A 23,077-nucleotide genomic window follows, 5' to 3' on the forward strand; every position below is an offset into this window, starting at 1 on the left:
CCCGGCGATGCGCAGCATCGTCCGGCGCGATCCGGGTGAGGGGCAAGGCACACTGCCAACCACGTCGGAGATAGATCCGACTCTAGACGTGTCTCTTCCCAACCGCCATTAGGTCAGCACGGCGATACCATTTCAGGTAGAATCGCCGTTGCGCGGCGCGGCCGCATATGCGACGATCTGTAGCGTTACAAGAAAACTCTATCCGCAAGGTAGGTGCCATGGACGATCGTTTGCCCGAACTGGGCGACCTCGAGCGCGAGGTCATGCAATTGGTTTGGGCCCATGGTCCCGTCACGGCCGAAATCGTGCGTGAGCGTCTGTCGCGGCGTCTGAAGGAATCCACGGTTCGCACGGTGCTGCGCCGGCTGGAAGAAAAGGGCTATGCCAACCACACCGTGGACGGCCGCACCTACGTCTACCACGCCGCCGAACCACGCGCGCGTGTGGCGGCCAAGGCGGTGCAGCGCATCGTCGACTGGTTCTGCAACGGTTCAATTGAAGAAGTTCTCGTCGGCATGGTGGACAACAAGATGCTCGACCAGCAGCAGCTGCGCACGCTGGCCGACCAGGTGGCCAAGGCGAAGAAGGCGAGGGGAGTGAAGAAAGAATGATCGCAACTCTGGCTGAGGCGGCGCTGCGCTCCTTCGTGCTGGGAGGCATCGTCTGGTTCGGTCTCACCCTGTTTCGCGTGCGCAATCCGCACGTCCACATGACGGCGTGGGTCGTCGTGCTGCTGGCGTCGCTGGCGATGCCCTTCGTGATGCATTGGCCGACGCTCACGATCACCCGGCCGCCTGTGCCGATGCCGGCGCCGGACGATTTTCTGCCGGCTGACCTTTCGATGCTGGAGCTGCCGCAGCCGTCGCTGCCGGTCGCATCAGGCGCGGCGATCGTTCCGCCGGCCGGAAGCGGGCTCTCGATCAATTGGTGGCTGGTGGCCACCATCATCTATGCCGGCGTCACCGCTTGCCTGCTGTTGCGGCTGATGATCGGCCTCTGCCTGACCTGGCGCATGGCACGGGCGGCGGCGCCGATGAAAGGCGCGCAGCTGATCGCTGCCGACGTCCGCGTCAGCCGTGACGTCGGCGGTCCCGTCACCTTCGGCTCGACCATTCTGGTGCCGCCGCAATTCGCTGGCTGGGATGCGAAAAAGCGCCTCGCCGTGCTGGCGCATGAAGGCGCGCATGTCGCCAATCGCGATTTCTACGTCCTGTTGCTGGCCTCACTCAATCGCGCGGTGTTCTGGTTCAGCCCGTTCTCGTGGTGGCAGCTTGCGCGTCTCGCCGAGCTCGCCGAGATCATCAGCGATGCCCGGGCGATCGAGGTGATCGAAGACCGGCTGTCCTATGCGGAGATCCTGCTCGATTTTGCCAGCACCGTAAGACCGCGCTCGGTCGAGCTCGCGATGGCGCGGGCCTCGACGGTGCGCGCCCGCGTCGAGCGCATCATCGCGGCCGCCGCGATGCCGGTGGCTGTCGGCTGGCGCAAGCGATTGTGGATCGCGGCCGCGATCGTCCCCGCCGTGATCGTGTCCGCCGGCATGATCGCCTATCGCACGCCGGACGTCGCGCCGGTCAGCGCCGATCTCGGCGATGTCCCGGACCAGCATTACCGCCCCTTCGTCAATTTCTATGCCATGGGCCCGGCCTCGGTCTTCGCCATCTTCCGCGAGGGCGACGAGCTCTACGGCCAGCTCACCGGGCAGCGCAGATTGCGTCTGACGGTCGGCAGTGATGGTACGGCATCCTACCCGGCTTCATCCGGCGAGATCACGTTCCCGATCGAAGCGGAGCGTCGCTCCTCCGAGCTAATGCTGCGCATGAACGGTCGCGACGTGCGCGCGCTTCGCGTCGCGGAGATGCCGGCGGCGGCAACTGGACCCGCGCCGCTCGATCAATATGTCGGCTGGTACAGGGTTGCACCGAACCGCGTTCTCACCGTGCGCCGCGACGGCGATCGGCTTCAGGTGCAGGAAACCGTGCAGGGCCGGGCGGCACTTCTCGCGGAAGGCGCCGATGTCTTCTCGATCCATGGCGACAACCTCCTGATCTTCCTGCGCGACGAAGAAGCCAGGGTCTCGCGCGTGCTGGTCCAGAATGCGGTGTTTGGTGCCCGACTCGCGCCGCGGATCGATGCGGCCGTGGCGCAGGCGATCGAGGCCGACTTCGCGCGCCGTGTTGCGGAGGTGCCGGACCGTTTCCGCGAGCAGGTCCCCGTTGCAGGCGGCAAGGAGATGATCCTGCGCGGGATCGAAGACTTACGCCGCGGCACGCCGAACTACGATCGCATGAGCGCGCCGCTGGCTGCGAAGATCCACCGTCAGCTCAACGAGACGCAGGCGACGTTCGTGGCGCTCGGAGCCCTTGAGTCGATCTTCTTCCGCGGCGTCGGCCCCGGCGGCTACGACATCTATGGCGCGAAATTCGAGAACGGCTCGGCGGAATTCCGCCTGCTGCTCGAGCCCGACGGCAAGGTCGGCGACGTGCTGTTCCGGGCCGACGGCAATGACGAGCTCGGCGGTATCGTCTCCTGCGCGGAAGAGGCGAGCGTGCGCGGTCGCGCCGGCACCTCGCCGATCAGGATCATGGTCTATAACGAGATGGGCGAGGACATCCAGATCTCCAATCTCGACGCCGACGGCAATCGCAGGACGCAGAGCGTGGTCAGGCCCAATATGTCCTGGGCTTCCACGACCACTGTGAACAATCCCTGGGTGATTGCCGACAAGTCCGGACGATGCCTGGAGATCCTGGTGCCGGGCCGGCAGACGCGCTTCCACAATGTCGAAGCGATGAGCCTCGGTGCGCGTCCGGGGCGCGCTGCGCGCCGCGCCGTTCCGATTGCCAATGGCGAGGAGATGCTGCGCCGCTACATCGAGGGCGTCGGCAAGGGGCAGCCAGACTACGACCGCATGACGTCGGAGGTGGCCGACATCACGCGTCAACAGCTTCCGTTCGATCAGGCGATCCTGGCGCGGCTCGGCGCGCTGCGTGCAGTCTCCTTCCGCGGCGTCACAGCGCTCGACAGCGACATCTATGTCGCCCAGTTCGCCAATGGGTCGGCGGAATGGCGCATCGGCGTCAGGAACGGCACGATCACCAAGATCGCGTTGGGGCCGAATTTCTAGAGACGACAGGAGCTGCCGGTCTGGCAGACCGGCAGCTCCCGATCAAATGACGGCGAGCGTTCAATCTCGGCTTGCGGCCCTCTGCCGTGAGTGCTACTGTTTGTAGCATTACAAGCTGTAGCCTGGCGCTATAGCGCAGGCTCGAAAGAATTGGGCGTCCGCCATGAGCAATTCTGTAAAGGCAGAGGTCGTCCTCGCGCTTCAGCGCTTCGGGTTGGGGCCGCGGCCGGGATCGATCGCCGCCGTCGGCACCGACCCGCGCGGCGCGCTGATCGCCGAGCTCGAGCGGCCGCTGGTGCTGAGCGCCGCGGCCAGCCTTCCCACAAGCGCAAAGGCCTATCGCACCGTCGCCGATGCCAATGCGCGGCGAACCGCGCGTGCCAAGCAGGCGCAGCAGCAGGCCAAGAAGCAGCAGATGGCTGCGGCGCCCGTCATGTCCGAAGATCAAGCACAGGGACAGCGGCAGGAGAAGGACGCCGCCGAGATGGCGGCGAAACAGGCGGCCGACGCCATTCCCGATCCCGGACGTCCGATCTATTTGCAGGAAGCCAAGCTGCGCACGGAAGCTGCGCTTGCTGCCGACATCGGCTTTGCCGAGCGGCTGGTGTGGTTCTGGTCCAACCATTTCTGCGTCTCGGCCAACCGGATCCAGAGCATGTCCGGTGCCTATGAGCGCGAAGCCGTTCGCGCCCACGCGCTCGGCCGTTTCGTCGACCTGCTCCAGGCCGTCGAAGGTCACCCGGCAATGTTGTTCTATCTCGACAATCTGGAGTCGATGGGTGCCAACTCGACGGCCGGCATCAACCGCAGCCGCGGCCTCAATGAGAATTTTGCGCGCGAGATCATGGAGCTGCACACGCTCGGTGTGCGCACCGGCTATACGCAGGAGGACGTGATCAGCTTCGCCAACGTGCTCACCGGCTGGACGCTGGTGCCGCCGGGCGCCGACCCCCAGCATGGCGGCGAGTTCACCTTCAATCCACGTCTGCACGAGCCCGGCGGCCAGACCGTGCTCGGCAAGCGCTATGAGCAGGACGACGTCGAGCAGGGCCGCGCCGTGCTGCGCGACCTCGCCGCGCATCCGGCGACCGCAACCCATGTCGCGACCAAGCTCGCACGGCATTTCGTCGCCGACGAGCCGCCGCCAGCACTCGTCGAGCAAATGGCAAAGATGTTTCGCGACACCGACGGCGATCTCAAGCAGGTCGCGATCGCGATGGTGTCGTCGGACGAGGCCTGGCGCGGGCCGCCGTCAAAACTGAAACGTCCCGGCGAATGGGTGATCGGCATGGTGCGCGCGACCGGCATCATGGTCGTCGATCCCGTGCGCTTCACCGGAGGCCAGGAGCTGCTCGGCGAGGCGCTGTGGCGTCCGCCGGCGCCAAAAGGCTATCCGGACGACGAGGCAAGCTGGATCGACGGCGTCGGCCGGCGGCTCGACGTCGCCAACAATTTTGCCGAGCGCATCACCGGCATGACCGATCCGCAAGCCATCATCGAGGACGTCTTCGCATCGCAGATCGCGCCCGAGGTGAAGCAGGCGGTCGGTCGCGCCGAGAGCCGGCAGCAGGCGCTGGCGCTCTTGTTCATGTCGGCGGATTTTCAGAGGAGGTGAGCATGGGCTTTGTCGATCATTTGCCCACGCGGCGCGAGCTTCTGGTCGGCTCCGGTGCGCTGTTCGCATGGAGCCAGATGCCGCGGATTGCGCGCGCCGAAGGACGCGATCCGCGCCTGCTCGTCATCGTCCTGCGCGGCGCGCTCGATGGCCTCGGTGCCGTCGCGCCGGTCGGCGATCCCGATTGGCTAGGCTTGCGCGGCGATCGCGCGCTGGTGCTGGATGGCAAGCCGCCGGCGCTGCCGCTCGATTCGTTCTTCGCGCTCAATCCGGCTATGCCGAACCTGCACCGGCTCTATCGAAGCGGCAAGGCCGCGATCGTCCATGCCGCTGCGACGCCCTATCGCGAGCGTTCGCATTTCGACGGCCAGGACGTGCTGGAGAGCGGGCTCGTCAAGCCCGGCATGACCAGCTCGGGATGGCTCAACCGCGCGCTGCTCGCACTGGAGTCAGGCGGCCGCGTCGATCCGCGCGGCAGCCGCGCGCTCGGCATTGGCTCCGTCACCCCGCTCGTCGTGCGCGGCTCAGCGCCCGTCATGACGTGGGTGCCGCAGAAGCTGCTGCCGGCGAGCGAGGATACGCAGAACCGCCTGCTCGATCTCTATCAGCACACCGATCCGAAGCTCGCGACCGTGCTCCAGGCGCGGATGAAGCTCGCTTCACTCGGCGGCGCGCCTGGCGCGGGCGATCCGATGTCAGACGATCCGACGCTGGCGCCTCCGGGCATCGCGCGGGTGCGCGCCTACTTCGCCGAAGCCGCCGGCACCGCCGCGCGCTATCTCGCCAAGCCCGACGGCCCGCGCGTCGGCGCCATGGGCTTCGTCGGCTGGGACACGCATATCGCCGAAGGCGCGGCCTCGGGTCAGCTCTACAATCTGCTCGGCGCACTCGACGGCGCCTTCGCGGCGATCGAGAGCAACATGGGTGAGGCGTGGCGAGAGACGGTCGTCGCCGTCGTCACCGAGTTCGGACGCACCGCGCGCATCAATGGCACGCAAGGCACGGACCATGGCACCGGCACGGTCGCCTTCCTCATCGGCGGCGCGCTTGCCGGCGGCCGCGTGATCGCGGACTGGCCGGGGCTGAAGCCGGCGCAGCTGTTCGAGGATCGCGACCTCAAGCCGACAACGGATCTACGCGCCGTGCTGAAGGGCCTGCTGAGAGATCACCTGCGCCTCGAGGAGAAGGTTCTCGCCGAGACGGTCTTCCCCGGCAGCGCCGACGTCAAGCCGATGGAAGGCCTCGTGGCCTGAAGCGCGATGTGCACGCTGACGCAATTGGAACTCGACTTTATCGCCGGCCTGAAGACAGGCTGGCGGCGGCTCTATCGGCGTGAGCTGATGCGGCTCCTGCAAGACGCCGAGCATGGCGAGGTTCAGCTGGAGGCGCGCCCAATCGGCTGGCGCGTAGTATCGGGCTGAACCGCGAGCCTGTCCCGATTCAGGACAGGCACTGTGGTGGAATCGTCACAGCTGGCGTGAAACGGCCGCGGCCCCAGGCCCGCTTTTGTTCCGACAAGGTTCTGCCCTCATTCCCCACCGAAAATCCGGCCGTTCGGAGGGGCGTACCATGTCTCGCATCACACGTGCCGAAACTACCCGGATTTCCCTCGCAACCTCGTGCCGGCTGCTGCTCACCATTGCCGGCGCCGCCTCACTCGCCGCCTGCGCGCAATCGCCGGTCGGCCGCCAGAAGGCCGATCTCGCCGCGACCGGCCGGCAGGCCGCGGTGGAGCGCCCGCACAGGGTGGCGGCGCTGCATCCACGGCCGATCAGTCGGTCGCGCGCCTCTGGCGGTGACGCAAAACAGGCAGCTTCGCGCGGCGTTGCCAGCTTCTACTCAGACACGGAGACCGCGAGCGGCGAGAAGTTCGACAAGAACGAATTGACTGCGGCCCATCCCACCCTGCCGTTCGGCACCAAGCTGCGAGTCACCGATACCTCCTCCGGCCGCTTCGTCACCGTCAGGATCAACGATCGCGGGCCCTATGTTCGCGGCCGCGTGGTCGATATCTCCCCATCCGCGGCCGAGGCGCTCGGCATGGTCGACAAGGGCATCACCAATGTCCGGCTCGACGTCGTGCAATGAGCCTCAAGCCCATCGCAGCGCTTAACCGGCTGTTAGCTGCTCTGTCGCACCATGGCTGTCCAACAATTCGGGGCTTTGGGGGAGGCGGCGCTTGAACACGATCCAGTATCTCGAAGATCAGGCCGCGCGCGCCGAGCGGCTGGCCAAACGGATCACGGATACGCTGACGATCGAAAAGCTCCTGACCTTCGCCGGCGAGCGCCGCCGCGAGATCGAGGTCATCGCCGGCAAGCACCGCCGCGCCTAACTCTGGCGAACCACGCGCTAAGCGCATCCGCCCTTGCTTCCCTATCTGCGCAATTGAGACAACGCCCGCTCAGCGGTGGCTCTCGACGAAGTCGCTGAGATAATCGGGCAGCTCTATGCCGTAGATCTCGCAGCGCGCACGAATCTCGCCGGCGACGTCGGTCGAGATGTCCTTCATCCAATGCTCGAGCGTATTGAACGAAATCACCTTGATCGGGTCGTTGAAGCATCCGGCGACAAGCTCGCCGATGGTGGCTTCGAGATCGCTGCGCTCAATGCGGATTTCGGTCGCCTCGTCGCGGCGATCGATCACCACGAAGAGGGTCTCGTCTGCGCCGTAGGGTACGATCGGTGATGATACGTCGGCGTCAAACATCTGAGGCGCTCACGTCTTTGCTTCCGATCCCTGACAACGAGAAAAACGGGAAGAAGGTTCCTGCTCGCGTGCTTGTGAAGGCCGTCAGAGAAATTCTCGTAAGCGCGATAGCTCGATGACGTGCTCGGGCGAGAGGATTTCGGTGACGAGCGGTGGCTGCGCCACGGTGCGGATCTCGTAGAGGTGCCGGGTTGCCGCCGGCTTCTGCATGAAGGCCGAGATGCACTCGTCGAGCGTGCCTTCACTGACTTGATAGGAGTCTCTGTCCGGCCTTCGCTGGTTTGCCAGCGATGGCCATTTATGCAGCACCGCAGGCGCGCCGAAATCGACTTTTGAATCTCCGGCCACGTCCCCCATCGTCCTGCCTCACGCAAAAAACGACCCCAGCACACGGGTTCGCGTGCCGGGGTCTACACACCTGTCGCTGCATCTCAATGCCACGAACACTCAACGCGGCGGCCGGGAAAAGGTTCCCGGCGGCGTTGTGCCGCTTCAGCTCGCGGCGGCCGCGATTCTGTGCTCCGGGCTGTCATGGCCGGTGCTGCTCTCGTCGCCGCGGCTGACCTCCGGCAGCCCGGCGAAGCGCCGCAGGGCCCGGGCCATCTGCGCCCGGCCGGGCACGCCGGTGATCACCACGTCCACCATCGCGAAGGACGAGTGGAAATGGCCGCGCGCCCTGAGTTGCTCGACCGGGACGCCGGCGGCGGCCATCGCCTCGGCATAGGCGATGCCCTCGTCGCGCAACGGATCGAACTCGCAGGTGACGACGAAGGCTGGCGGCAGGCCGGCGACCTTGCCCCGGAGCGGCGAGACGCGCGGGTCGGTGCGGTCGGCCGGCGAGCAATAGAGGTCCCAGAACCAGTACATCAGCGAGCGCGTCAGGAAGTAGCCGGTCGCATTGTCGTTGTAGGACGGACGATCGAAGGCGCAGTCGGTGACCGGGCAGACCAGGAGCTGGCCGGCGATGTCAGGCCCGCCGCGGTCGCGCGCGAGCTGGCAGGTGACGGCGGCGATGTTGCCGCCGGCGCTCCAGCCTGCGACCAGTACCGGGCCCGGCGTGCCGCCGAGCTCGCCGGCGTGTTCGGCGATCCAACGCGTCGCCGCATAGCCGTCCTCGGCCGCCGTGGGGAAGCGGTGCTCCGGCGCATGGCGATAGCCAACGCTGACGAAGATCATGCCGGTCCGCCGCACCATGTCGCGGCAGAGCGGCTCGTCCGACTGTTCGTCGCCGAGCACCCAGCCGCCGCCGTGGAAATAGACCACGATCGGATGCGGTCCTGCTGTTGCGGGCTTGTAGACGCGGTAAGGCAGCGTGCCGTCGGTAACTGGCAGGGTGCCGTCGACGATGTCGCCGATCGGCCGCCCCGCAGGCCGGCCCTTGTTGAACTCGTTGACGAAGGCACGTGCGCCGAGCGCGCCCATCGACTCGATCGGCGGCAGGTTCAGCGACACGAGCAGGTTCAGCACCAGCCGCACGTCCGGCTGCAGGCGCACCACTTCGCCGTCATTGCATTGCGCGGCGGCGTTGGGGCCGGTGAGCCTGAAGCCGAGCATGCCGCGACTGACCACCTCGTCGCAGATGCTGCGATAGGGGCCGACGCCGCCGGTATAGGGCATCAGGCCCTGAACCTTGCCGGGCACGTTGGCGCCCGTGTACCAGGTGTTGGCGAGCCGGTGCAGCGTCAGCATCGAACAGTCGGCCATGTGCCGGCCCCACGCGGCCTGCGCCGTCTCGGTCGGCTCGATCGTGTTGAAACCGGCATCGCGCAGCGCGGCAAGGCGATCGACGACCCAGTCGACATGCTGCTCGATCGACACCGCCATGTTCGAGAGCACCGACGGGCTGCCGGGGCCGGTGATCATGAAGAAGTTCGGGAAGCCCTCGACCGTGAGGCCGAGATAGGTCTGCGGTCCCTGTGCCCAGACGTCGGAGAGCGACCGGCCGCCCCGTCCAGTGATCGGATGCACGGCACGGATCGCGCCGGTCATGGCGTCGAAGCCGGTCGCGAACACGATGATATCGAGATCGAAGCTGCGGCCGTTCGTGGAGATGCCGCTCGCGGTGATCGCCTTGATCGGCTCCTGGCGCAGATTGACCAGCGTGACGTTCGGCCGGTTGTAGGTGGCGTAGTAATTGGTATCGAGGCAGGGACGCTTGGCGCCGAAGGGATGATCGTGCGGCGTCAGCGCCGCGGCGGTTTCGGGGTCGTTGACGGCGGCGCGGATCTTCTCGCGGATCAGGTCCTGGACGATCTTGTTGCCGTCGACATCGACGGCCTGGTCGGCCCAAAGCTGCGTCAGGATGTGGACGAGGTCGCCGGCTGCCCAGGCGCGTTCGAACCGCTCGCGACGTTCGGCATCGCTCAATTGCCAGCTCACAACGGTCTGCTGCGGGTAGGGGACGCCGGCCATCGACTGGCGCGCCTGCTCGCGATAGGCCGCGCGATCGCCTTGCAGCAGGCTCATGCGGTCTGCTGGCGCCGGACCATTGTGTGCAGGCAGCGCGAAATTCGGCGTGCGCTGGAACACGGTCAGATGCGCGGCCTGCTCGGCGATCAGCGGGATCGACTGGATGGCCGATGAGCCCGTGCCGATCACGGCGACGCGTTTGCCCGCGAGATTGACGCCGTCATGCGGCCAGCGTCCGGTGAAATAGATCTCCCCCTTGAAGTCCTTGACGCCGTCGATCTCCGGCGGCTTTGGCGCGGAGAGGCAGCCGGTGGCCATGATGTAATGGCGGCAGGAGACCGGTGCGCCGTTGTCGGTGGTGAGCTGCCAGCGCTCGGTCGCCTCGTCCCATTTGGCTTCGGTCACCTTGGTGTTGAAGCGGATGTCGCGCCTGAGGTCATAGCGATCGGCGACGAAGCCGAGATAACGCAAGATCTCGGGCTGGGTCGCGTATTTCTCCGACCAGGTCCAGGCGGTCTCGAGATCCGGATCGAAGGTGTAGCTGTAATCGATGGTCTGGATGTCGCAGCGCGCGCCGGGGTAGCGGTTCCAGTACCAGGTGCCGCCGACGTCGCCGGCCTCATCGAGGGCGATCGCCTTGAAGCCGGCCTTGCGCAGGCGATGCAGGAGATAGAGCCCGGCAAATCCGGCGCCCACCACGGCGACGTCGACCTGCTGGGCTGTTCCGCTCGCCGCTTGGGATTCACGTGCGGCGACCATTGCGTCAGGCATGGCATTCCTCCCGTGTATTTGTTTTGCCGGCAGGCTATCGCCGCAGGTTCGGCTTGTCATCAGGACAAGTGCAATCTTCGGTAGTCGTTTGCGGCGGCATCGTGGCCGCGCGAAGGTTAGGGCGATACACGCACCGCGATGCACAATCGCCGGGATTGTCCGGGCTAATCAGACCACATCCTTCTGTGTATGCTTGCGCTTACAAGCCACGCGTACCGACCGGGCGTCATGACAGAGTTGAGTGAGCGAACCAAAGCGAACATGGACGTCGTCCTGGAGGAGACGTGCCGCCAATTGCCACATGGCGGCGATCACGACAGCCGCAGGTTCATCGCCGAGCGCCTGATCGAGGCGGCACAGTCGGGGCACTCCACGCTCGGTGAGCTCGGCATCGTCGCGCGCCGCGCGCTGGCGGAGCTCCTCGCCAAGGGTGGTTAGGTCGCAGGCGCGATTCAGCCAAGCGTCCGGCCGCGTCGAGGGCGCGCTCCCTCGCCCCGCGCTTGCCGACAGGGAAGATCCCATAACGGTTTGGCACGGCCGGAGCACGCGCCTCGTCCTTCAAGACGACCGCTCGTTGATACTGCTGCCATGCATTCCGTCCTCATCCTGAGGAGCCCGCCTACAGCGGGCGTCTCGAAGGATGCGCCGCAAGGGAATCGCTCTCAATGAAATTGTCCCCAATAGGCACGACTGCCGCGAGGCTTGCCTCACTGGCGGCCGCGGACGTAACCTGCCGCAACCGTTCCGCGCATCGAGATGCTTCGAAGATGCGATCCGTGCTCGCGCTTGTTGCGGCTTCCATTGTCCTGTGTGGCGCCGGCTTGGCCGCGGCCCAGCCGGTCGGACAGTTTCCATTTGCGCTGACGCGTGAAGGTCAGATGCTTGGCGCCGTCGAAGGCGAGGTGGCCTCCTTCAAGGGGCTGGCTTACGCGGCGGCGCCGGTCGGCGCACTGCGCTGGCGCCCGCCGCAGCCGACGGCCGAGAGTTCGGAGATGCACACCGCCTTCGACTACGGCGCGCCGTGCCTTCAACCGTCGCTGCCTGCCGCGCGCGAGGATTGCCTCACGCTGAACGTGTTTCGTCCCTTCGGGGTCGATGGTCCGCTGCCGGTGATGATGTTTATCCATGGCGGCGCCTTCGTCACGGGCACCGCGAACGATGCGGTGTTCGACGGCGCCAGGCTGGCGCAGGCCGGCCTCATCGTCGTCACCGTGAATTATCGCCTCGGTGTGCTCGGCTGGTTCACCCATCCGACGTTGTCGGAAGGCGGCTCCGGCAATTACGGCCTGATGGACCAGATCGCGGCACTGCATTGGGTGCACGACAATATCGCGGCGTTCGGCGGTGATCCAAACAACGTCACCCTGTTCGGCAACGGCGCGGGCGCGACATCGATCGCACTGCTGATGCTGTGCAGGCAGGCGCGCGGTTTATTCCAGAAAGCCATTCTGCAATCGGTGCCCGGCCGCGCAGCTCTGCAATCGCTGCAGGAGGCGGAGGTTGTGAGCGCGTATTTCGCCGCGGGACTCGCTTCCGAGCTGGATTTGCGGGCAGTCCCGCCGGCGCGATTGCTGGCTGCCGAAGCTCGCCTGCTGGCGAAGTTCGCGCGCGCCTTTGTGCCGGTCATGGATGGGAGCCTGGTGACGGAGGACATCGCTGCGGGATTCGCGTCGGGGCACGAAAGCCGCATTCCCCTCATCATCGGCTCGAATGACGACGAGACGCGTTTCGGCGATGAACTCGACGACCAGGACGACCTTGCATTGTCAGGCCGCACGGTCGATGGGCTGCGCGAGCTCTATCCCAACCTTTCCAAACCTTCGGAGCTGAAGGCTCGGTTCTATACCGACAAGGTCTTCTCCGAGCCGGTCAGACTGCTGGCACGTCTTCACGCCGCTACCGGCGCGCCGACCTTTCGCTATCGCTTTGGCTATGTGCCCGAGGCGCGGCGCGCAAATCCCGATCGTGGGCATGGACGCGAGTTGCAGTTCATCTTCGGTGCGGAAGGCGTGCCCGGTGCAGGAATCTTCTCGCGAGGCGATCGCGAGGTCGCAAGCCGCATGCGCGGCTACTGGATCAATTTTGCAAGAAGCGGCGATCCCAATGGTCCCGGTTTGCCCCATTGGGACACGGCCGCAGAGCGTGATCGCCTGCTGCTGATCACCGACGACCGCACCGCGAGCGGAGACGACCCCTTCGCGGAGCGTCTCGATCGGATGGCAGGTGAGGGCAGGAAATGAGTTGGATTATGCCGCGAGCTCGACGCGCGGCGCCGGGCTCAGCCGGTCTTCTTCCAGATAGTCGATCGCACCGTCCTTCTCGACGGCGTAGAACTGCTGGCCTTCCCGCGACTTGAAGGCGGCGCGAACGACGCCGCGGCGGCCCTTGTCACTGTTGACGACGTCCCCCAGCGCAAACTTCCTCATCTTCCGTCCTCGTCTTCTGGCCGACTGCTTCGGCCACGCCGGGGATTTTGGAAGGCAAATCGTTAACGGCTTGCTAACCATGCCGGTTTGCCTATGCTCGCCGCTGATCGCGCGGGCAGCTCGCACGCGCCTGTTGCCAACGAGACACGAGCCCATGACGCGATTTCCGACCTTGTTCCTGTCGCATGGTGGCGGCCCCTGGCCGTTCATGGAGGACAGGCGGGTGCAGTACGCGAAGACCGCCGCGGAGTTCGGCCGGTTGCCGCAGCTGTTGCCGGAAAGGCCGAAGGCCGTGCTCGTCATCACCGGACATTGGGAGGCCGACGCCTTCACCGTGTCGACCTCGGCGCATCCGCCGATGGTGTACGACTATTACGGTTTCCCCGAGCATACCTATCACCTCAAATATCCGGCGCCGGGCCAGCCCGCGCTTGCCGCAGAGGTGAAGGCGCTGCTCGCGCGCGCCGGCCTCGATTGCCGGGAGGATCCCAATCAAGGCTTTGACCACGGCACCTTCGTGCCGCTCGGCCTGATGTATCCGAATGCGGACATGCCGATCGTGCTGCTATCGCTGAAGTCGAGCTATGACGCGGCCGAGCACATCAGGGTCGGGCAGGCGATCGCACCGCTGCGCGACGAAGGCGTTCTGATCGTCGGCAGCGGGCTCACCTATCACAACATGCGCGGCTTCAATCGACCGGAGTCCAAGCCGGTCTCGTACGACTTCGAGGCCTATCTGAACGAGGCCATCAGCAATCCGGATGCGGCCCGCCGCAACGCGATGCTGGTCGACTGGGAGAACGCACCCAGCGCGCGTCTTGCGCATCCGCGCGAGGACCATCTGCTGCCGCTGATGGTCGCAGCCGGCGCCGCCGGCAGCGATTTCGGCCGTCGCGTCTTCGTCGACGAGGTCGCGGGCGTAGCGATGGCGTCGTATGTGTTTGGCGGTTGACTTTTCTCCCTCTTCCCGCTTGCGGGAGAGGTGAAGAAACCTCACCCGTATTTCAGCTTCATGAACAGGATGCCGCCGGCGAGCAGCATTGTGATGGCGTTGGCGGCGACCAGCGGGGCGTCGCCAGAGAGCAGGCCGTAGAGCAGCCAGAGCGCCAAGCCCAGCACCATGACCAGGAACATGCCGAGCGAGATGTCGCGCGCCGAGCGCGTTTTCCAGACCTTGATGAATTGCGGCGCGTAGGCGACGGTGGTGCAGGTGGCGGCGGCAAAGCCGAGCAGCTTGATCACGAAGGGGTCCATGCCCGGCTCTATAGCATGGATTCGACAATGGCCATGCCTAGAGTCCCATCCCGATGAAATCGGAACGGGACTCTAGATTCTAGTTTTGACGCGTTTTTTTCACGCGAACCGGTATCCACTTCGCTCGCTCTATGCCCGGCGCGCCGCCATGAGGTCGCGGTAAAGTGCGGCATAGTCGCTGGCGCGGTTGCGCCAGGAGACGTCGGTCGCAAGGCCGCTTCGTTGCAGCCGGCGCCAGGTCAGCTTGTCGTGGAAGGTGGTGTTGGCCTTGCGCAGCGTGCCGGCGAGGGCTTCCGCCGTCACGGGGCCGAACTTGAAGCCGGTGGCATCTTGGCCGGACGCGTCGGCCTCGCCGATATCGACGATGGTATCCTCGAGGCCGCCGACACGTGACACGATCGGGACGGCGCCATAGCGCAGCGCGCAGAGCTGGGTCAGGCCGCATGGCTCGAAGCGCGACGGCACGATCAGCGCGTCCGAGCCGGCCTGGATCAGATGCGCCAAGATCTCGTCGTAGCCGATCACGACTCCGATCCGGCCGCGATTGGCGCGTGCGGCGGCCTGGTAACCGTCCTGGAGATCGCGATCGCCGCTGCCGAGCAGCGCGAGCTGCATGCCTTGGTCCAAAATGGTCGGAATGGCCTCGAGCAGGAGATCGAGCCCCTTCTGCCAGGACAGGCGGCTGATGACGCCGAGCAACGGCACCTCGTCCGAGGAATCGAGATTGAACTGCTGCTGCAGCGCCGCCTTGTTCGCGGCCCGGAACGTCAGATCTTCCGCGTCGAAGCGGTAGGCGATATGCGGATCGGTTTGCGGATTCCACACGGAGATGTCGATGCCGTTGAGGATGCCGCTCAGCACGCCCGCGCGTGCACGCAGCAAGCCGCCGAGCCCCATGCCGCCTTCGTCGCTCTGGATCTCCTGCGCGTAGGTCGGCGACACCGTGGTAATGCGATCGGCGAATTGCAGGCCGGCTTTCAGGAAGCTGATGCCGCCGAAATATTCGATTTCGTTGACGTTGAGGGAGTGCCAGGGCAGGCCGATCGCACCGATCAGCTCAGGGGCAAACTTGCCCTGATAGGCCATATTGTGAATGGTCATCACGGTGCCGGGCCGCGGCCGGTTGTCATAATGCAGATAGGCCGGCGCGAGCCCCGCCTGCCAGTCGTGGGCGTGCACGATGTCGGGCACGAAGGCAGGCACGAGGCCGTGACCGATATCGGCGGCGACGCGGGAGAGTGCGGCGAAGCGCACGCCATTGTCCGGCCAATCGACGCCATCGCTGGTGACGTAGGGGTTACCAGGCCGCGCATAGAGATGCGGCACGTCGAGCACGAACAGATCGAGGCCGTCGTGCGAGCCCGCGAGCAGCCGGCCCGGCCCGCCGAAATAGTTTGGCCAGCGCCTGATTTCCTCGGCGCCGGCAAGGATCCGCGTCACGTCGGGATAACCGGGCATCAGGGTGCGCATCTCGACGCCATGCGCCTTCAGTGCAACCGGCAGCGCGCCGGCGACATCCGCGAGGCCGCCGGTCTTGACGATGGGATAGACTTCAGAAGCGACCGCGAGGACGCGAACAGGCGTCATGTATTGAGCCTGTCGATCATCGGCTGGGTGATCAGCGAGATGCCCTGCTCGGTGGTGCGGAAGCGCTTGGCGTCGAACTCGGGATCTTCGCCGACGACGAGGCCCTCGGGGATGTCGACGCCGCGGTCGATCACGACGTTCTTCAGGCGAGCGCCGCGGCCGACATTGACATAGGGCATGATCACGGCGTTCTCGACATTGGCGTAGGAGTTGACCCGCACGCCGGTGAACAGCAGCGAGCGGCGCAGTGCGGCGCCAGAGATGATGCAGCCGCCCGAGACCAGCGAGCTCACGGCCTGGCCGCGCCGGCTCTCCTCGTCGTGGACGAATTTGGCCGGCGGCGTGATCTCCGCATAGGACCAGATCGGCCACGCGCGGTCAAACAGATCGAGTTCCGGCACGACATCGGTGAGATCGACATTGGCGGACCAATAGGCGTCGACGGTGCCGACGTCGCGCCAATAGGCGCCGTTGTGGCTGCTGGAGCGCACGCAGGAGGTCGAGAACTGGTGTGCGAACGCGCGGCCGTTCTTGACGAGGTACGGAATGATATCCCTGCCGAAATCATGGTTCGAGTTCGGGTCCTCGGCGTCGCGCTTGAGCTGGTCGAACAGGAATTTCGCGTTGAAGACGTAGATGCCCATGCTGGCGAGCGAGACGTCCGGCTTGCCGGGCATCGGCGGCGGATCTTTCGGCTTCTCCAGGAACGAATGGATCCAGCCTTTCTCGTCGATATGCATGATGCCGAAGCCCGACGATTCCGCGCGCGGCATCTCGAGGCAACCCACCGTGACGTCGGCGCCGCTCTCGACGTGCTCGCGCAGCATCACCTCGTAGTCCATCTTATAGATGTGGTCGCCGGCCAGCACCACGATGAAGCGGCAGGCGTGGGATTCGATGATGTCGATGTTCTGGTAGACGGCGTCCGCCGTGCCGACATACCACATGTTCTCGGAGACGCGCTGGCTGGCCGGGAGGATGTCAAAACTCTCGTTTCGTTCCGGGCGGAAGAAGTTCCAGCCCATCTGAAGGTGCCGGATCAGGCTGTGCGCCTTGTATTGGGTCGCGACCGCGATACGGCGGATGCCCGAGTTCACCGCGTTCGACAGCGCGAAGTCGATGATGCGGGACTTGCCGCCAAAATAGACCGCCGGCTTGGCGCGCCGGTCGGTCAGCTCCAAAAGCCGGCTGCCGCGTCCACCAGCGAGGACGAACGCCAGCGCTTGGCGGGCAAGCGGTTCATTACCGACGGCACTCATGTCATCCTCCCACACTCTGGCATGCCGGGGCTTTTTGTCGCGAGAAGCCCCGCGGTCCCGCGCCCATTGGAACCGATAGTAACGGTACGAATAGTAAATCGGGAAGTGGGTTGTTGGTTGCGCGCAACGGGAAGCTTAATGCTTTGCCTTGATGTCTTTGCCGTGGCCGAAGGGCTACAGCGTCGCGCCGCTGTCACATCGGGCGGAGCAGAGATCGTTTGGCCTCACGTGCCGGTGGCCATTTCGCAACGAGGCGTGAACGGGACTTGTGCGCCGCACGCAAAGTCCGGGCTTTGACTTGGCGCTTTGACTTGGCGCAAGGATGTCCGATCATGGTGTTGCGATCCTTTTCCAAGCGAAACGTCAGACAGGGAGTAAGACGATGAGGATCTGGACAACGGCAATTGCCTGTTCGCTGGCCGGCGTGGTCATGGCCGGCCAAATCGAACAGGCTGCGGCAGGTCCGATGCCGACCAACGTCGCGACCATGAAGGCCGCGGCCGGTGATGATGTCACGCAGGTGCATTGGCGCGGCGGCTGGGGATGGGGCCTCGGTGGCCTCGCGGCCGGCGCGATCATCGGCGGCGCCATCGCCAGCGGCGCGCCTTACGGTTATGGCTATTATGGCGGCCCGTATTACGGCGGCTATGGATATCCGGGATACGGCTATGGTTATGCGCCGGCCTATTACGGCTACGGGCCGGCCTACGCTTATCCGCGGTACTATGGCTATCGCCGGTACTATCGGCCTTATTACGGCTATCGGCCGTATCCGCGTCCGTACTACCGCGCCTATTGGTGATTTCACGCGGCTAAAGCGAAAGCCACACGATCAGGCTCATGCAGGCCAAATGCGCGAGCACGATCGCGGCGAGATGCAGCGGGCCTGGCTTGAGGCGAAAGCCGCGCATCTCACCGCCCTTTGCCTTGCCTATTGCCGCGAACACAGTGCGCTCCCTCTCCCGCTTGCGGGGGAGGGTTGGGGTGGGGTGTCTCCACGTCGAGAACCCCCCAGAGGAGAAAGCCCTCACCCGGCGCGCTGCGCCAACCTCTCCCGCAAGCGGGAGAGGTTGAGCGAGCCCGCGGCGCAGTCCGAAGATCATCTCGTCAGTTCGATCCCGCGGCCTCGGCGGTGAAGCTGCGGTCGACGGCTTTGTCGACGTCGAGCTTTTTCGGCAAAATGCCGTAGCGCGTCGAGCGGTCGGAGGCTTCCTGCACCTCTCTCACGACGTTCTCGTCGATCACGATCGGGCTGGTGCGCTGTGCGGTGTAGGCCGAGAGCAGCACGTCTTCCGGCAGCTTGGTCAGCTCGGCCGTGTTCTTGGCATATTCGGACAGGTGACAGCGGCGATGATGGGAGTTGATGCTCATATGGCCTGTCTTGTTGCTTGGCTCACGACGCGTGAGCGAGCGATTCAGCGAGACGATCAAGTCTATGACCGCGCGGTGCGCCGTCAATGAAATGGCCATTCGTATTGCGGGCGCACGAGGCAAGGACGTTTCGTCAAATGGCCGCGCGCGAGAAGACGACATGCTCGCGTGGGAAAGGTACACAGGAATGGTGCACATGCGTTATCGCGTCGCTCGGAGTTAGCAGTCGCATTCGCGAAAATCCTTTCATCGTTCGCGCGCATGCCGATGGAGAGAATGACTTCGCCTCGCACAACATTCGAAATTCCATTTCATTGACGATGCGGCGCGTGCGCCGCATGATTTGCGCATCGCATCAACGCGGCGCGTCACGCGCCGACGAAACAATTTTCTCTCAACGCAGCTCCATACGGAACGTGCGCAACGTAAGCCGTTGCGCACGTAGCGGAGCCGTGCCAGCGCAGGAGTGGAGACTGATGAGCAACGACGACAAGCGCGGTGGATCGAGTCTCGATCGGCGCCATCTGCTCCGGGCGGGGTTGGCTGCGGCCTTCGCCGCGCCACTCGGCGCGCTGGGCGCGCAGGCATTTGCACCGCGCGGGATTGCGTCCGGCATCGACTTCTCGGAGTTTCCGTTGTGCCGGACGGCTTCCGATGCGCCTGCGCTCACCGGCGCGCCGCGCAAACTGAAACTGTCGTGGAATGCCGGCGCGGTCTGCCTCGCGCCGGTGCCGGTCGCCATCGAGCACGGCTTCTTCAAGAAGCACAATCTCGACGTCGAGCTCGTCAACTATTCCGGATCGACCGACCAGCTGCTCGAGGCGATCGCGACGGGAAAGAGCGACGCCGGTCTCGGCATGGCGCTGCGCTGGCTGAAGCCACTGGAGCAGGGGTTTGACGTCAAGATCGCTGCGGGCACCCATGGTGGCTGCATGCGGGTGCTGTCGCGCAGCGATTCCGGCGTCGCCAAGCTCGCCGATCTCAAGGGCAAGATCGTCGCGGTCGGCGATCTCGCCGGCCCCGACAAGAACTTCTTCTCGATCCAGCTCGCCAAGCTCGGCATCGATCCGGTCAAGGACGTCGACTGGCGCGCCTATCCCGGCAATTTGCTCAACGTCGCGGTGGAGAAGGGTGAGGTGCAGGCCTTCCTTTCCTCCGATCCGCTCGCCTATCTCTGGCTCAAGGATACTCAATACAAGGAAGTCGCTTCCAATCTCGACGGCGAGTATCGCGAAAAGAGCTGCTGCATCCTCGGCCTGCGTGGCAGCCTGGTGCGCGAGGAGCCCCAGGTCGCCCGCGCCATCACGCAGGCGCTGCTCGATGCCGCGATGTTCACAGCGCAGAATGCGACGGTTGCGGCAAAATCGTTCCAGCCCTACGCGCCGAAGGCGGCCACGCTCGCCGACATCGAGGGCATGGTACGCTACCACACCCACCATCATCATCCGGTCGGCGACGTGCTCAAGCGCGAGCTCAAGGCCTACGCCGACGATCTGAAGAGCGTGCAGGTCTTCAAGCCGAGCACCGACACGGCCAAATTCGCGGAGCGCATCTATGTCGACGTATTCGCTGTCTGACGGCCTCGCCTCCGGCGCGCCGCGCCTCTCGCGCGCGCCACTGCTTGCGACCTGGATCAGAGAGTCGGGCGTCGGCGTGCTCGCAAGCATTGCCTGGATCGCCTTCGGCCTGTCCTGCCTGTGGTGGGACGATGTCGGCGACTGGTCGCGCACGCATTCGCTCGGCATTGCGGCCTTCATCGTCGCCGCGGTCGCCTTGTTCGGAACGGTCGGTGCCGATTATCTCGGCTCCGCAGGGCGGGGTTTGCGCAAGCGCGCGCCCTGGCTCGTGGCGCTCGGCGCCTTCCTGACGATTTGGGAAGTTGCCACTGCAAAGTTCGCCTGGCTGCCGCTGCCGTTCTTTCCGCCGCCGCAGGCGATCATCGAGGTCTATACCGATGATCTGCCAAAACTGCTCGACTGCGTCTTTGCCTCGGTCAAGCTTCAGCTCGGCGGCTATTTGATCGGTGCCACGGTCGGTTTCCTGACCGGTGTCTCGATCGGCTGGTCGCGCGCCGTCGGTTATTGGGTGCATCCGGTGCTGCGCTTCATCGGTCCGTTGCCCGCGACCGCGTGGCTGCCGATCGCCTTCTTCACGTTCCCGTCGAGCTGGAGCGCTTCGACCTTCCTGATTGCGCTGGCGACCGGCTTTCCAGTCACTGTGCTGACCTGGTCGGGCGTCGCGAGCGTCAGCAATGCCTATTACGACGTCGCGCGGACCCTGGGCGCAAAGCCGTCCTTCCTGGTGCTGAAGGTCGCGATCCCGGCGGCACTGCCGCACGTGTTCGTCGGCCTGTTCATGGGGCTCGGCTCGTCCTTCGCGGTGCTGGTCGTCGCCGAGATGATCGGCGTCAAGGCGGGCCTCGGCTGGTACCTGCAATGGGCGCAGGGCTGGGCCGCCTATTCCAACATGTATGCGGCGCTGATCGTGATGTCGCTGCTCTGCTCCGGCGCGATCACGCTGCTGTTTTCGATCCGCGACCGCCTGCTGGTCTGGCAGAAGGGGACCGTGAAATGGTAGCTCTGGCTGAAGCGATCGCGCATCCGGCCGCCGGCGCCGCGCTCGATATCGAGCAGGTCAGCCACGCCTTCGACATTGACGGCGCCGAGCTGCCTGTGCTCAGCGACGTCAGCATCTCTGTCGAGCCCGGCGAATTCGTCGCGCTGCTCGGCCCATCCGGTTGCGGCAAGTCGACCTTGCTGCGGCTGGTCGCCGGTCTCGACAAGCCGAAGGCAGGCAGGTTGCGGGAGGACGAGGATCGCATCAGAAATCCGCATCCCTCGCGCGTCGTCGTGTTCCAGGATCCGACCCTGTTTCCCTGGCGGTCGGTCTGGGACAACGTCGCCCTGGGCCTCGAGGCCCAGGGCATTTTGAAGAGCCAGCGTCACCGCGTCGACGCCGCGCTCGATCTCGTTGGCCTCTCGTCATTCCGCAACGCCTATCCGCACCAGCTCTCCGGCGGCATGGCGCAGCGCGTCGCGCTGGCGCGGGCGCTGGTCAACGATCCAAAAATCCTGATCCTCGACGAGCCGCTGGGCAAACTCGACTCGCTGACCCGCATCACCATGCAGGCCGAGCTTGTCTCGCTCTGGCAGCGCAAGGGATTCACCACGCTGCTGGTGACGCACGATGCGGAGGAAGCCCTGGTGCTCGCCAACCGCGTCATCGTGTTCAGCGACCGCCCGGCACGGGTCAAGGCCGACATCCGTGTCGACCGACCCTATCCACGCCATCGCGGCGATCCCTATCTGGCTGATCTGCGTCGCCAGATTCTCGGCCTGCTGGGGCTGGATGCCACATGGTGACCTCTATAGCGAAAGGGCGCACGGCCCTTAGCGAGCCCGACTACATCGCACGCGCCGAGGCGCTGGCGACGAGCTTTGCCGCGCGCGCGGCCGAGCATGACCGCAATGGCAGCTTCCCCTTCGAGAATTTTCGCGAGCTCTCCGAGGCGGGCCTGTTGTCGCTGACGGTTCCTGCGGCCCATGGTGGGGCCGGCGCCGGCGCACGATACGCCGCACGCGTGATCGGCATCGTCGGCAAGGCCGATCCGTCGACGGCGCTGGTGCTGTCGATGCACTACATCAATCATCTCGTCATGGCGCGCAGTCCGGCCTGGCCGGCGCGGTTGTCCCGCAAGCTCGCGCGCGAGAGTGTCGAGGGCCTTGCGCTCGTCAACGCGTTGCGGGTCGAGCCGGAGCTCGGCTCGCCCGCGCGCGGCGGCCTGCCGGCGACGATCGCGCGGCGCACTGAGACCGGCTGGCGCCTCTCCGGCCACAAGATCTATTCGACGGGATCGCCGATCCTGAAATGGTACCTGGTCTGGGCCCGGACCGACGAGGCCGAGCCGCGCGTCGGACAGTTCCTGGTGCCGGCGGGCCTGCCGGGCACCCGCATCGTCGAGACCTGGGACCATCACGGCCTGCGTGCCAGCGGCAGCCACGATGTCGTCTTCGAGGATGTCGTGATCCCGCTCGATGCCGAGGTCGATGTCCGCAAGCCGGCGGACTGGCGTACGTTTGACGTCACGCAGGCGACCGTCCACACCGTCTTCGTCGCTGCGATCTATGACGGCGTTGCCCGCGCCGCGCGCGACTGGCTGATCACGTTCCTGAAACAGCGCGCTCCCGCCAGCCTCGGTGCGCCGCTCGCGACCTTGCCGCGCGCGCAAGAGATCCTCGGGGCCATCGAGGCGCGGCTCGCGGTTAATGCGCGGCTGATCGAGTCGTTCGCGCGCGATTTCGATGACGGCGTCCTGCTCTCCGCCGGCGACTCCAACGTGATCAAGCTCACCGTCACCAACAATGCCGTCGCCGTGGTCGAAGACGCGTTGTCGCTGACCGGCAATCACGGCCTGTCCCGCGCCAATCCGCTGGAGCGGCACTATCGTGATGCCTTGTGTGGCCGCGTGCACACGCCACAGGATGATTCCACGCGCATCGGCCTCGGCCGCGCCGCATTGGGACTCTAGCCTTTCCGGAAAACAACCAG

At 65.4% G+C, this 23,077-nt stretch carries 23 protein-coding genes and 1 pseudogene; 15 read left to right on the forward strand and 9 right to left on the reverse strand.

Going from position 1 to position 23,077, the window contains the following annotated elements:
* Positions 1-218: 218 nt before the first annotated feature.
* From AAE027_RS09465 to AAE027_RS09495, 7 genes are all read left to right on the forward strand, one after another.
* Positions 219-611, forward strand: a complete 393-nt coding sequence (locus AAE027_RS09465; protein WP_091878929.1) for a BlaI/MecI/CopY family transcriptional regulator — start codon at positions 219-221, stop codon at positions 609-611.
* Positions 608-3,127, forward strand: a complete 2,520-nt coding sequence (locus tag AAE027_RS09470; protein WP_370987526.1) for a M56 family metallopeptidase — start codon at positions 608-610, stop codon at positions 3,125-3,127. Before AAE027_RS09465 ends, AAE027_RS09470 begins: the two co-directional genes overlap by 4 nt.
* Positions 3,128-3,290: 163 nt before the next feature.
* Positions 3,291-4,742, forward strand: coding sequence for a DUF1800 domain-containing protein (locus AAE027_RS09475; RefSeq protein ID WP_370987527.1), 1,452 nt, complete (start codon positions 3,291-3,293; stop codon positions 4,740-4,742).
* A 2-nt stretch (positions 4,743-4,744) separates the two neighbouring features.
* The gene (locus tag AAE027_RS09480; protein ID WP_370987528.1) at positions 4,745-5,995 is read left to right on the forward strand and encodes a DUF1501 domain-containing protein; all 1,251 of its coding nucleotides are present in this window, start codon (positions 4,745-4,747) and stop codon (positions 5,993-5,995) included.
* 6 nt (positions 5,996-6,001) lie between these two features.
* Entirely contained in the window at positions 6,002-6,163 is a 162-nt protein-coding gene (locus AAE027_RS09485) for a hypothetical protein (RefSeq protein ID WP_370987529.1), read from the forward strand.
* Positions 6,164-6,311: 148 nt separating this feature from the next.
* Positions 6,312-6,830, forward strand: a complete 519-nt coding sequence (locus AAE027_RS09490) for a septal ring lytic transglycosylase RlpA family protein (protein WP_370987531.1) — start codon at positions 6,312-6,314, stop codon at positions 6,828-6,830.
* 91 nt (positions 6,831-6,921) lie between these two features.
* Positions 6,922-7,077, forward strand: coding sequence for a hypothetical protein (locus AAE027_RS09495; protein ID WP_164934324.1), 156 nt, complete (start codon positions 6,922-6,924; stop codon positions 7,075-7,077).
* Between the two features lie 69 nt (positions 7,078-7,146).
* Here AAE027_RS09495 and AAE027_RS09500 read toward each other — a convergent pair whose 3' ends face one another.
* The 3 genes from AAE027_RS09500 to AAE027_RS09510 all read right to left on the reverse strand — a co-directional run bounded on the left by AAE027_RS09500 (position 7,147) and on the right by AAE027_RS09510 (position 10,632).
* Positions 7,147-7,452, reverse strand: a complete 306-nt coding sequence (locus AAE027_RS09500; RefSeq protein WP_091878914.1) for a hypothetical protein — start codon at positions 7,450-7,452, stop codon at positions 7,147-7,149.
* An 84-nt stretch (positions 7,453-7,536) separates the two neighbouring features.
* On the reverse strand, positions 7,537-7,809 hold the full coding sequence (locus tag AAE027_RS09505) for a hypothetical protein (RefSeq protein ID WP_091878911.1): 273 nt from the start codon (positions 7,807-7,809) through the stop codon (positions 7,537-7,539).
* Positions 7,810-7,944: 135 nt separating this feature from the next.
* Positions 7,945-10,632, reverse strand: a complete 2,688-nt coding sequence (locus AAE027_RS09510; protein ID WP_370987532.1) for a flavin-containing monooxygenase — start codon at positions 10,630-10,632, stop codon at positions 7,945-7,947.
* Positions 10,633-10,821: 189 nt separating this feature from the next.
* Between AAE027_RS09510 and AAE027_RS09515 the strand changes: the two genes are divergently transcribed.
* Entirely contained in the window at positions 10,822-11,070 is a 249-nt protein-coding gene (locus AAE027_RS09515) for a hypothetical protein (RefSeq protein WP_370987533.1), read from the forward strand.
* A gap of 329 nt (positions 11,071-11,399) precedes the next feature.
* Positions 11,400-12,872, forward strand: coding sequence for a carboxylesterase/lipase family protein (locus AAE027_RS09520; RefSeq protein ID WP_370987534.1), 1,473 nt, complete (start codon positions 11,400-11,402; stop codon positions 12,870-12,872).
* Positions 12,873-12,878: 6 nt separating this feature from the next.
* Here the strand turns inward: AAE027_RS09520 and AAE027_RS09525 are convergent, their stop codons facing one another.
* On the reverse strand, positions 12,879-13,058 hold the full coding sequence (locus AAE027_RS09525; protein ID WP_027572935.1) for a hypothetical protein: 180 nt from the start codon (positions 13,056-13,058) through the stop codon (positions 12,879-12,881).
* Positions 13,059-13,212: 154 nt separating this feature from the next.
* Between AAE027_RS09525 and AAE027_RS09530 the strand changes: the two genes are divergently transcribed.
* Positions 13,213-14,010 (forward strand): DODA-type extradiol aromatic ring-opening family dioxygenase, encoded by a 798-nt coding sequence (locus tag AAE027_RS09530; protein WP_370987535.1) that lies wholly within the window; start codon positions 13,213-13,215, stop codon positions 14,008-14,010.
* Between the two features lie 41 nt (positions 14,011-14,051).
* On the opposite strand, the gene AAE027_RS09535 is transcribed toward AAE027_RS09530, so the two are convergent.
* The 3 genes from AAE027_RS09535 to glgC form a co-directional block, all read right to left on the reverse strand.
* Entirely contained in the window at positions 14,052-14,312 is a 261-nt protein-coding gene (locus AAE027_RS09535; protein WP_091878893.1) for a SemiSWEET transporter, read from the reverse strand.
* 129 nt (positions 14,313-14,441) lie between these two features.
* Complete coding sequence (gene glgA / locus AAE027_RS09540) at positions 14,442-15,899, reverse strand: glycogen synthase GlgA (protein ID WP_370987536.1); 1,458 nt, start codon at positions 15,897-15,899, stop codon at positions 14,442-14,444.
* On the reverse strand, positions 15,896-17,158 hold the full coding sequence (glgC, locus tag AAE027_RS09545) for a glucose-1-phosphate adenylyltransferase (protein ID WP_370987537.1): 1,263 nt from the start codon (positions 17,156-17,158) through the stop codon (positions 15,896-15,898). The genes glgA and glgC overlap by 4 nt, the downstream gene beginning before the upstream one ends.
* 382 nt (positions 17,159-17,540) lie before the next feature.
* On the opposite strand from glgC, the gene AAE027_RS09550 reads away from it, so the two are divergent.
* Positions 17,541-17,960: a hypothetical protein gene (locus tag AAE027_RS09550; protein ID WP_128942822.1), complete on the forward strand. Its 420-nt coding sequence runs from the start codon at positions 17,541-17,543 to the stop codon at positions 17,958-17,960.
* A gap of 10 nt (positions 17,961-17,970) precedes the next feature.
* Here AAE027_RS09550 and AAE027_RS09555 read toward each other — a convergent pair whose 3' ends face one another.
* Both AAE027_RS09555 and AAE027_RS09560 read right to left on the reverse strand, forming a co-directional pair.
* Entirely contained in the window at positions 17,971-18,105 is a 135-nt protein-coding gene (locus AAE027_RS09555; protein ID WP_370987538.1) for a hypothetical protein, read from the reverse strand.
* A 160-nt stretch (positions 18,106-18,265) separates the two neighbouring features.
* Positions 18,266-18,499, reverse strand: a pseudogene (locus AAE027_RS09560) (aliphatic sulfonates ABC transporter substrate-binding protein); the annotation flags it as partial.
* A 506-nt stretch (positions 18,500-19,005) separates the two neighbouring features.
* On the opposite strand from AAE027_RS09560, the gene AAE027_RS09565 reads away from it, so the two are divergent.
* The 4 genes from AAE027_RS09565 to AAE027_RS09580 are packed head-to-tail and all read left to right on the forward strand — an operon-like array spanning position 19,006 to position 23,057.
* A complete protein-coding gene (locus AAE027_RS09565) occupies positions 19,006-20,106 on the forward strand; it encodes an ABC transporter substrate-binding protein (RefSeq protein WP_370987539.1) in 1,101 nt (366 codons plus the stop codon).
* A complete protein-coding gene (locus AAE027_RS09570) occupies positions 20,084-21,106 on the forward strand; it encodes an ABC transporter permease (RefSeq protein WP_370987540.1) in 1,023 nt (340 codons plus the stop codon). The genes AAE027_RS09565 and AAE027_RS09570 overlap by 23 nt, the downstream gene beginning before the upstream one ends.
* Positions 21,100-21,891 carry an ABC transporter ATP-binding protein gene (locus AAE027_RS09575; RefSeq protein WP_370987541.1) on the forward strand — a complete coding sequence of 264 codons (792 nt, stop codon included), beginning with the start codon at positions 21,100-21,102 and terminating at the stop codon, positions 21,889-21,891. Before AAE027_RS09570 ends, AAE027_RS09575 begins: the two co-directional genes overlap by 7 nt.
* Positions 21,885-23,057 carry an acyl-CoA dehydrogenase family protein gene (locus tag AAE027_RS09580; RefSeq protein WP_370987543.1) on the forward strand — a complete coding sequence of 391 codons (1,173 nt, stop codon included), beginning with the start codon at positions 21,885-21,887 and terminating at the stop codon, positions 23,055-23,057. Before AAE027_RS09575 ends, AAE027_RS09580 begins: the two co-directional genes overlap by 7 nt.
* Positions 23,058-23,077: the final 20 nt, after the last annotated feature.

The organism is Bradyrhizobium sp. DN3, assembly GCF_041357655.1.
In the GTDB taxonomy this organism is placed as follows: domain Bacteria; phylum Pseudomonadota; class Alphaproteobacteria; order Rhizobiales; family Xanthobacteraceae; genus Bradyrhizobium.

What these genes read in the sequence shown, in the direction of transcription:
- AAE027_RS09480 (WP_370987528.1), top strand. Translation starts at nt 4,745, where the DNA reads ATGGGCTTTGTCGATCATTTGCCCACGCGGCGCGAGCTTCTGGTCGGC.
- AAE027_RS09505 (WP_091878911.1), bottom strand. Translation starts at nt 7,809, where the DNA reads ATGGGGGACGTGGCCGGAGATTCAAAAGTCGATTTCGGCGCGCCTGCG.
- glgC (WP_370987537.1), bottom strand. Translation starts at nt 17,158, where the DNA reads ATGAGTGCCGTCGGTAATGAACCGCTTGCCCGCCAAGCGCTGGCGTTC.
- AAE027_RS09515 (WP_370987533.1), top strand. Translation starts at nt 10,822, where the DNA reads ATGCTTGCGCTTACAAGCCACGCGTACCGACCGGGCGTCATGACAGAG.
- AAE027_RS09550 (WP_128942822.1), top strand. Translation starts at nt 17,541, where the DNA reads ATGAGGATCTGGACAACGGCAATTGCCTGTTCGCTGGCCGGCGTGGTC.
- AAE027_RS09565 (WP_370987539.1), top strand. Translation starts at nt 19,006, where the DNA reads ATGAGCAACGACGACAAGCGCGGTGGATCGAGTCTCGATCGGCGCCAT.
- AAE027_RS09490 (WP_370987531.1), top strand. Translation starts at nt 6,312, where the DNA reads ATGTCTCGCATCACACGTGCCGAAACTACCCGGATTTCCCTCGCAACC.
- AAE027_RS09530 (WP_370987535.1), top strand. Translation starts at nt 13,213, where the DNA reads ATGACGCGATTTCCGACCTTGTTCCTGTCGCATGGTGGCGGCCCCTGG.
- AAE027_RS09525 (WP_027572935.1), bottom strand. Translation starts at nt 13,058, where the DNA reads ATGAGGAAGTTTGCGCTGGGGGACGTCGTCAACAGTGACAAGGGCCGC.
- AAE027_RS09535 (WP_091878893.1), bottom strand. Translation starts at nt 14,312, where the DNA reads ATGGACCCCTTCGTGATCAAGCTGCTCGGCTTTGCCGCCGCCACCTGC.
- glgA (WP_370987536.1), bottom strand. Translation starts at nt 15,899, where the DNA reads ATGACGCCTGTTCGCGTCCTCGCGGTCGCTTCTGAAGTCTATCCCATC.
- AAE027_RS09465 (WP_091878929.1), top strand. Translation starts at nt 219, where the DNA reads ATGGACGATCGTTTGCCCGAACTGGGCGACCTCGAGCGCGAGGTCATG.
- AAE027_RS09570 (WP_370987540.1), top strand. Translation starts at nt 20,084, where the DNA reads ATGTCGACGTATTCGCTGTCTGACGGCCTCGCCTCCGGCGCGCCGCGC.
- AAE027_RS09470 (WP_370987526.1), top strand. Translation starts at nt 608, where the DNA reads ATGATCGCAACTCTGGCTGAGGCGGCGCTGCGCTCCTTCGTGCTGGGA.
- AAE027_RS09510 (WP_370987532.1), bottom strand. Translation starts at nt 10,632, where the DNA reads ATGCCTGACGCAATGGTCGCCGCACGTGAATCCCAAGCGGCGAGCGGA.
- AAE027_RS09500 (WP_091878914.1), bottom strand. Translation starts at nt 7,452, where the DNA reads ATGTTTGACGCCGACGTATCATCACCGATCGTACCCTACGGCGCAGAC.
- AAE027_RS09580 (WP_370987543.1), top strand. Translation starts at nt 21,885, where the DNA reads ATGGTGACCTCTATAGCGAAAGGGCGCACGGCCCTTAGCGAGCCCGAC.
- AAE027_RS09485 (WP_370987529.1), top strand. Translation starts at nt 6,002, where the DNA reads ATGTGCACGCTGACGCAATTGGAACTCGACTTTATCGCCGGCCTGAAG.
- AAE027_RS09520 (WP_370987534.1), top strand. Translation starts at nt 11,400, where the DNA reads ATGCGATCCGTGCTCGCGCTTGTTGCGGCTTCCATTGTCCTGTGTGGC.
- AAE027_RS09575 (WP_370987541.1), top strand. Translation starts at nt 21,100, where the DNA reads ATGGTAGCTCTGGCTGAAGCGATCGCGCATCCGGCCGCCGGCGCCGCG.
- AAE027_RS09475 (WP_370987527.1), top strand. Translation starts at nt 3,291, where the DNA reads ATGAGCAATTCTGTAAAGGCAGAGGTCGTCCTCGCGCTTCAGCGCTTC.